This is a genomic window from Rheinheimera hassiensis (assembly GCF_022436675.1).
In the GTDB taxonomy this organism is placed as follows: domain Bacteria; phylum Pseudomonadota; class Gammaproteobacteria; order Enterobacterales; family Alteromonadaceae; genus Alishewanella; species Alishewanella hassiensis.
The window spans coordinates 171,293-179,300 of the sequence record NZ_JAKUJZ010000009.1 but is presented as its reverse complement, the minus strand read 5'-3'; the positions used below and the strand labels follow the sequence as shown (position 1 = coordinate 179,300).

At 47.4% G+C, this 8,008-nt stretch carries 7 protein-coding genes; all 7 read right to left on the bottom strand.

Annotated elements, in window-relative coordinates:
• Positions 1-116: 116 nt before the first annotated feature.
• The gene (locus tag MJX74_RS18840; RefSeq protein WP_240224551.1) at positions 117-536 is read right to left on the bottom strand and encodes a hypothetical protein; all 420 of its coding nucleotides are present in this window, start codon (positions 534-536) and stop codon (positions 117-119) included.
• Between the two features lie 241 nt (positions 537-777).
• Positions 778-1,173 (bottom strand): type II toxin-antitoxin system YafO family toxin, encoded by a 396-nt coding sequence (locus MJX74_RS18835; RefSeq protein ID WP_240224550.1) that lies wholly within the window; start codon positions 1,171-1,173, stop codon positions 778-780.
• Positions 1,170-1,463 (bottom strand): type I toxin-antitoxin system antitoxin YafN, encoded by a 294-nt coding sequence (gene yafN, locus MJX74_RS18830; RefSeq protein ID WP_240224549.1) that lies wholly within the window; start codon positions 1,461-1,463, stop codon positions 1,170-1,172. Before yafN ends, MJX74_RS18835 begins: the two co-directional genes overlap by 4 nt.
• A gap of 144 nt (positions 1,464-1,607) precedes the next feature.
• On the bottom strand, positions 1,608-2,039 hold the full coding sequence (locus tag MJX74_RS18825) for a hypothetical protein (RefSeq protein ID WP_240224548.1): 432 nt from the start codon (positions 2,037-2,039) through the stop codon (positions 1,608-1,610).
• Between the two features lie 90 nt (positions 2,040-2,129).
• Positions 2,130-3,542, bottom strand: coding sequence for a dihydrolipoyl dehydrogenase (lpdA, locus tag MJX74_RS18820; protein WP_240224547.1), 1,413 nt, complete (start codon positions 3,540-3,542; stop codon positions 2,130-2,132).
• Between the two features lie 150 nt (positions 3,543-3,692).
• Complete coding sequence (gene aceF, locus MJX74_RS18815; RefSeq protein ID WP_240224546.1) at positions 3,693-5,327, bottom strand: pyruvate dehydrogenase complex dihydrolipoyllysine-residue acetyltransferase; 1,635 nt, start codon at positions 5,325-5,327, stop codon at positions 3,693-3,695.
• Between the two features lie 11 nt (positions 5,328-5,338).
• On the bottom strand, positions 5,339-8,005 hold the full coding sequence (gene aceE / locus MJX74_RS18810) for a pyruvate dehydrogenase (acetyl-transferring), homodimeric type (protein ID WP_240224545.1): 2,667 nt from the start codon (positions 8,003-8,005) through the stop codon (positions 5,339-5,341).
• Between the last annotated feature and the right edge of the window lie 3 nt (positions 8,006-8,008).

Genomic DNA, 8,008 nt, shown 5'->3' with positions numbered 1-8,008 from the left:
AGGTTGAGCACTTTATGGATAACGCAGTGCCGTTTCCGGGCGACGGTCATGGTTTACAACGGGTGTAGCAGAGTTAGAATCTGTTATTTAGCAGCAAAAAATACCAAAAACACTATTTAACGTATTTCAAATCGACTGCCTTTATACCCACCTCTGCAAGCTCCAACGCCATCAAGTTCAAGAATCCGAAATAATGCAATCACACAAAATTCTGGTAGTTGATAGCATTCAGACAAGTCGAAAGATGTTAAATGTGCGCTGCTACTCAGCCTAAGTTTTTCTTCAATAGCAATCCATTGGGAACGTAGCGATGAAGTTAAACATAAAATTTTTACAAAAGCAGGACACAGGGTAATTGAAATCGGCACCATGGTTCCGTTAATCCGTTCGGGGTTAATTAAACTCGACTTTTCGAGCAACGAGAAAGATTCTAAATTTGATGAATAGTCCTCTGGGCTAATTCTCATGGCCTCAGACTTTCCATTAATCATTTTTTCAAAGAGTAGTTTATAAACCGTAGCTAATTGAGCTTTCATCCAGCGCCTCATTTAAGTCAAACTAGTTATTTCATAACATCGCAATTTCAGCATAGCAACGAACGCTTTAGTCGCATATAAAGCAATAGTTGACGAGGCACTGGCTACATTAAGTCAATGATATTAATTAATTTTTAATTAAAAATAATTGAAGTTTTTTCTTTAAGTGACAGATGCATACACAACAGATTAGAACTATATGGTAATTAGTGTAGAAACGGACGGTGAAAATTGAAGTTTGTTAAAACTGCTGCCGGAATGCCTGCGCCATCACTCCCAGCTGATACATCAATTGATTAGACTTGGCTAAGTGATGCGCATTGGGCTGCAGAATAGCCATTAGTAAATAGCAGTGTTCATTGCTAAAGCCCTGGCAGTAAACCAAATGTGTATCGCTGGTGCGTTTCATTTGAGTAAGCAACACCGCAAAACCGGTGCCATTTGACGCCAGATGAATATGCCTTACCTGCTCTTGCTTGATAATGCCGAGGTTAAACGCGTGGTCGTAGGGTACATCCTTACCAAACAAGGCAGGCAACGTGCCTGCCTTGTACTGCTTAAAGTCAGCGATTAACGCTGCACGCTCATCAACCGTTAGCGCTTCGTTTAATACCTTACTGATAAATACCCGTATCACTCGCTAAATTCACTCAACTTTGCGGTATCAGCGTTTAACAACAGCTCTTCACTAACACGGCTTATTTCCTTTAACCTTGCTGCTGCCGGGCGAAACAGCCCCTGCTCTACGGCGCCGGAAGCTTCAATAATACGCAGCATTTTTTCGTACAACTCAGCACTTAGCATGTAACCGGCTGGTTTGTTGTTCGACAACACCGCCACGGGTTCATCCGTAAAATACTGGCTTAAGTTTTTACGGGCTTCCGATACCGAAACCGCTTTTTCCGCCAAAATAGCATGCGACGCCATGCAACACCTCAAAGTACATCATTATGTACATAATTAAGCACAGACATAGTATGGTACTTAGGCAGACAGATTACAAGCTGACAAAAAAAACAAAGGCCGCGATGCGACCTTTGTCACTTAACTAAATCTTAGCGGTTCTTAAATTCAGACTTTAAAATCAACGCCTGTTACAAAAAACGAGAATGAAACAACAACCACCATCAAGATATAAAAAAACCAGGCAAAAACGTCACTGTGCGATTTGTCTTTGAATGAAAACATATTTACGCCATTGGCTCGCCAGAGTTTAGTGAAAAAGTATGACGCCAAGCCAATAGAAAGTATTGTACTGATAAAACCCAAAGCCCCAAGTAAAATTGAACGCTTACTTAAGACAGTCGCTGAACTGTAAAGGCCGAAAACAACATTAAAAACCAGCAATAGCATGAGTGAAAAAATAAGTATCCGCGAGTACAGAGTAAGCCAGTAACCATAATTTTCCTCTTCATACATGGCGCCGCTAATCAAAAAAAGTGCAATAGCCACAGGAAAACCTATCAGTGTAAGCGGCCATATTATCGAGTGTTTTTTTACCATTAACTTTCACTCCGCCATCAGAACTGTAAAGCACACATAAGCTAAAGGCCGCATTCGCGGCCTTTGTACTAAACACTTAACTCAGAAAAATTACTTCTTCTTCGCTTTCGGGTTTGGCAGGTCGGTGATTGAGCCTTCGTACATCTCGGCGGCTAAGCCGATAGACTCGTTCAGTGTTGGGTGAGCGTGGATGGTTAACGCGATATCTTCAGCGTCGGCACCCATTTCTACTGCTAAGCAGATTTCGCCCAGCATTTCACCGGCGTTGATACCAACAATAGCGCCACCCAGAATACGGTGGGTTTCTTTGTCGAAAATCAGCTTGGTGAAGCCTTCAGTACGGGCTGAAGCGATAGCACGGCCTGATGCTGCCCATGGGAAGGTAGCGGTTTCTACTTTTAAACCCTGCTCTTTGGCTTCTTTCTCGGTAACGCCGGTCCAGGCCATTTCCGGGTCGGTGTAGGCTACTGACGGAATGCAGCGCGGGTCGAAGTAGTGCTTCATGCCAGAGATCACTTCAGCTGCTACGTGGCCTTCGTGTACCGCTTTGTGCGCTAACATTGGCTGGCCGATAACGTCACCGATAGCATAGATATGGCCAACGTTGGTACGCAGTTGCTTATCTACATTGATAAAGCCGCGCTCGTCTACGTTAACACCGGCTTTGGCAGCATCTAACAGCGCGCCGTTTGGCTTACGGCCAACAGCTACTAAGATTTTGTCGTAACGTACCGCTTTTTCTGGTGCGTTTTTGCCTTCGAAGGTTACGTATAAACCGTCTTTTTTCGCTTCTACGCCAACAACTTTAGTAGACAACATAATGTTGTAGTTGTCTTTGTTGTACTTGGTGTAGGCTTTAACCAGGTCAGCGTCGGCTGCCGGTACTAACTGATCAGCAAATTCTACTACCGATACTTTAGAACCCAGTGCACGGTATACAGTGCCCATTTCCAGGCCGATAATACCGCCACCTAATACCAGCATTTCGCCCGGAATGTCTTTTAATTCCAGTGCGCCGGTAGAATCGATAACACGGTCGTCATCTTTTGGAATAAACGGCAGTGATACCGGCTCTGAACCTGCAGCAATAATGGCGTGTTCAAACGTAATAGTGGTGTCGCCAACCTGTAAGGTGTTCGCGCCGGTAAATTTACCGTAGCCGGTAACAACCTTAACTTTACGCATTTTCGACATACCGGCCAGGCCGTTAGTCAGCTGGCCGACTACTTTGTCTTTCCAGCTACGAACTTTATCTAAATCAATTTTTGGCTCACCAAAGGTTACGCCGTGTGATGCCATATCGCGGGCATCGTCAATCACCTTAGCAACGTGTAATAAGGCTTTAGACGGAATACAACCTACGTTTAAACACACGCCGCCCAAAGTGCTGCGCGCTTCAACCAGAGTAACTTCTAAGCCTAAGTCTGCTGCACGAAATGCTGCAGAATAACCACCAGGGCCTGCGCCCACAACTACTACCTGAGTTTTGATATCGTTGCTCATCGTATTACCTTTCTTTATCAGTTCAGTGTACTGACAACAGCATGTAGGGCACGGCTGTCAGGCGAAAAAGTGGCAGAATTTTAACATCCTGCCTGAGCGATGTCCCGTAACTTTTCAGCACGGGACTCAAAATTCGCTCTTAGCTAAACGTTACATAATGATCTGGCGAATATCGGCCAGATAGCTTGCCAGCGTTGCGGTAAAGCGTGCTGCCAGAGCACCGTCTATTACACGGTGATCATAAGACATACTTAGCGGCAACATCAGCTTAGGTTCAAACTCTTTGCCGTTCCATTTCGGTTTAATGTCTGATTTCGACACACCTAATATGGCGACTTCCGGCGCATTTACAATAGGCGTAAACGCCGTACCGCCAATACCACCTAAACTTGATATGGTAAAGCAGCCGCCCTGCATATCGGCAGAGGTTAACTTACCTTCGCGCGCTTTTACCGAAATGTCCTGTAACTCGCGTGACAGCTCGATAATGCCTTTTTTGTTTACATCTTTTACTACCGGCACTACCAGGCCGTTTGGCGTGTCTACCGCTATACCCAGGTGAATGTATTTTTTTAGAATTAAGCTTGCGCCATCTTCTGACAGCGAACTGCAGAAGGTTGGAAATTCTTCCAGCGCCTTAGCCACCGCTTTCATAATAAACACCAGCGGGGTGTACTTAACGCCAAGTTTTTTCTTCTCGGCCAGTGCATTTTGCTCTTTACGGAAGTCTTCCAGGCCGGTGATATCGGCCTCGTCGAACTGGGTAACATGCGGAATACGTACCCAGTTGCGGTGTAAATTGTTGCCGGATAACTTCTGAATGCGCGACAGTGGCTTGCTTTCTACTTCGCCAAACTTGGCAAAATCTACTTTTGGCCAGGCGATTAAGTCAAAGCCCATGCTGTTGCCTGAGCCAGCAGCTGCGCCGCTTTCAACCTGCTTAACCAATTGCTTAACGTAGTTTTGCACATCTTCTTTAACTACGCGGCCTTTACGGCCTGTGCCGTTAACTTTAGCCAGGTTAATACCAAATTCACGCGCTAAACGGCGGATAACCGGTGACGCATGGGCATAGGCGCTGTTTTCAACAAAGCCATCGTTTGACGCAGGTGCTGCTTCAGCTTTCGCTGCCGGAGCTTCGGTTTTCGTTTCAGCTTTTGTTTCGGCTTTGCTTTCTGCTTTTGGCGCTTCAGCTTCTGCCGCCGGTGCAGCATCGGCAGAACCTGTGGTTTCAAAAACCATAATCAGGCTGCCGGTAGATACCTTATCACCCACGCTGATTTTAATTTCTTTAACCTTACCAGCAAACGGCGCCGGTACTTCCATACTGGCTTTGTCGCCTTCCACGCTAAGCAAAGACTGATCTTCACTTACCGTGTCGCCCACTTTTACCATAATTTCCGTAACTTCAACGGCGTCACCGCCAATATCCGGTACTTTTACGTCTTGCACGCTGGCGGTTTTGCTTTCAGCTTTGGCTTCAGTTTTACTTTCAGCCTTGCTGTCTGCTTTTGCTTCTTCCTTCGCCGGTGCGGCGTCGGCTTTCGCAGCGACTTCACCTTCAAAGGTCATAATTAGGCTGCCGGTTTTTACCTTATCGCCTACTTTTACTTTAATTTCTTTTACTACACCGGCGTCATTGGCCGGTACTTCCATAGAAGCCTTGTCACCTTCAACGCTGAGCAATGATTGGTCGGCAGCTACTTTGTCGCCTACCTTCACCAGAATTTCGGTTACTTCAACTTCATCAGCACCAATATCCGGTACATGAATTTCAATAGTCATGTGTAATCCTCTTATGCGTACAGCGGGTTGGTTTTGCCGCTGTCGATGCCGAATTTCTTAATCGCATCTGTCACTACGGTTTTCTTCAACTCGCCCTGCTTCACCAGCTCGCTCAGTGCGGCCACTACGATATAACCGGCGTTCACTTCAAAGTGGCGGCGCAGGTTTTCACGGCTGTCAGAACGGCCAAAACCGTCGGTGCCCAGCACCTTGTATGACGTGGCCGGAATAAAGGCACGTACCTGATCGGCATAGTTTTTCATATAGTCGGTTGCAGCGATGGCTGGCGCTTTGTTCATTACCGTAGCAATGTACGGCGTTTTAGCCTCGGCATCCGGGTTTAGCATGTTAAAGCGCTCGGCGTCCTGGCCATCACGCGCCAGTTCATTAAACGAGGTTACTGAGTACACGTCAGACGCTACGCCGTAATCCTTGCTTAATATTTCTGCAGCTTTGCGCACTTCATTTAAAATGGTGCCAGAGCCTAACAACTGAACCTTGGCGCGATCGCCATTTAAGCTTTCCAGCTTGTAAATACCACGGCGGATACCTTCTTCGGCACCTTTTGGCATAGCCGGGTGATGGTAGTTTTCATTCATTACGGTGATGTAGTAATAAATGTTTTCCTGATCTTTACCGTACATACGGCGGATACCGTCTTGCATGATAACCGCCAGTTCAAAGGCGTAGGTTGGGTCATACGAAATACAGTTGGGCACTGTGCTGGCCAGAATATGGCTGTGGCCGTCTTCGTGCTGTAAACCTTCGCCGTTAAGCGTAGTACGGCCCGCAGTAGCGCCTAACAGGAAACCACGTGCCTGCTGATCACCGGCCAGCCAGGCCATATCGCCCACGCGCTGGAAACCAAACATTGAGTAGTAGATGTAAAACGGGATCATTGGTAAATCGTTAGTGCTGTACGATGTTGCCGCGGATACCCAGGACGACATAGCGCCCAGCTCGTTAATACCTTCCTGCAGTACCTGGCCGCCGACGTCTTCTTTGTAGTAGCTTACTACTGAGCGGTCTTCCGGCGTGTAGTTCTGGCCGCCCGGGTTATAAATACCAATCTGGCGGAACAAGCCTTCCATACCAAAGGTACGGGCTTCGTCGGCAATAATCGGCACTATTTGCTTACCAATATGTTCGTCTTTCAGCAGGATATTTAATGCCCGCACATAGGCCATAGTGGTAGAAATTTCGCGTTTTTGCTCTTCTAACAAACCGTCAAAGGCGCTTAATTCCGGCAATGTTAATGGCTTGGTAAAGTTAGGCAGGCGTACCGGCGTATAACCGTGCAGCGCTTTGCGCCGTGCGTGCATATATTCCAGCTCTGGTGAACCTTCCGGTAGCTTAATATATGGCAGTTCGGCTGCCTGTTCCTCGGTAATGTAGTCTTCCAGGCCTAAACGCTGGCGCAGTTGCAGCACATGCGTCATGTCCATTTTCTTCACCTGGTGAGCAATGTTTTTACCTTCTGCCGCTTCACCCATACCGTAACCTTTAACCGTTTTAGCTAAAATAACAGTAGGTTTGTCGGTGCAGGCCTGCGCCGCTTTAAAGGCCGCAAACAGTTTAGATGGCTCATGGCCGCCGCGTTTTAAGGCAAAAATTTCTTCGTCGGTCATATCGGCAACTAGTGCCGCTGTTTCCGGGTAACGGCCGAAGAAGTGCTTACGCACATAAGCGCCGTCGTTAGCTTTGTAAGTCTGGTAGTCACCGTCGATGGTTTCGTTCATCAGCTGTAACAGCTTGCCGGTGGTATCTTTAGCCAGCAGTTTGTCCCAACCACGGCCCCACACTACTTTAATTACGTTCCAGCCAGCGCCACGGAACAAGCCTTCCAGCTCCTGGATAATTTTACCGTTACCCATTACCGGCCCATCGAGACGCTGCAGGTTACAGTTAATTAAATAACACAGGTTGCCCAGCTTCTCACGGGCAGCAAAGCTTACCGCACCGCGTGATTCCGGCTCGTCCATCTCGCCATCGCCCAAAAAGGCATAAACGCGCTGTGCGCTGGTGTCTTTTAAACCACGACCGTGTAAATACTTTAAAAACCGCGCCTGATAAATAGAAGCAATAGGGCCCAGGCCCATAGACACGGTAGGGAACTGCCAGAACTCAGGCATTAATTTCGGGTGCGGGTAGCTGGATAAGCCTTTGCCGTCTACTTCCTGCCGGAAGCTGTCCAGTTGCTCTGCCGTTAAGCGGCCTTCAACAAAAGCACGGGCATAAATACCCGGTGAAATATGGCCCTGATAATACACTAAATCGCCGCCGTCTTTTTCGTTTGGCGCGCGGAAGAAGTGGTTAAAACAGGTTTCATAAAACGCCGCAGAAGACTGGTAAGACGCCATATGGCCGCCTAAATCCAGCTCTTTTTTCGAGCCGCGCAGTACGATCATAATGGCATTCCAGCGGATCACCGAGCGGATACGTCGTTCCAGGTTAACATCGCCAGGGTAAGCCGGCTCTTGCTGCGGTGGAATGGTGTTAATGTAGTTGGTAGTAACACCGGTAGGCATAGCAACGCCTTCTAACCGGGCTTGCTCCAGTACCTGCTCCAGCAGGAACTGTGCCCGCTCTACCCCTTCAGTGCGAACAACCGATTCCAGCGCTTCAAGCCACTCTTTGGTTTCCAGAGCGTCGATGTCAACTTTACTGACTTCAGACATATC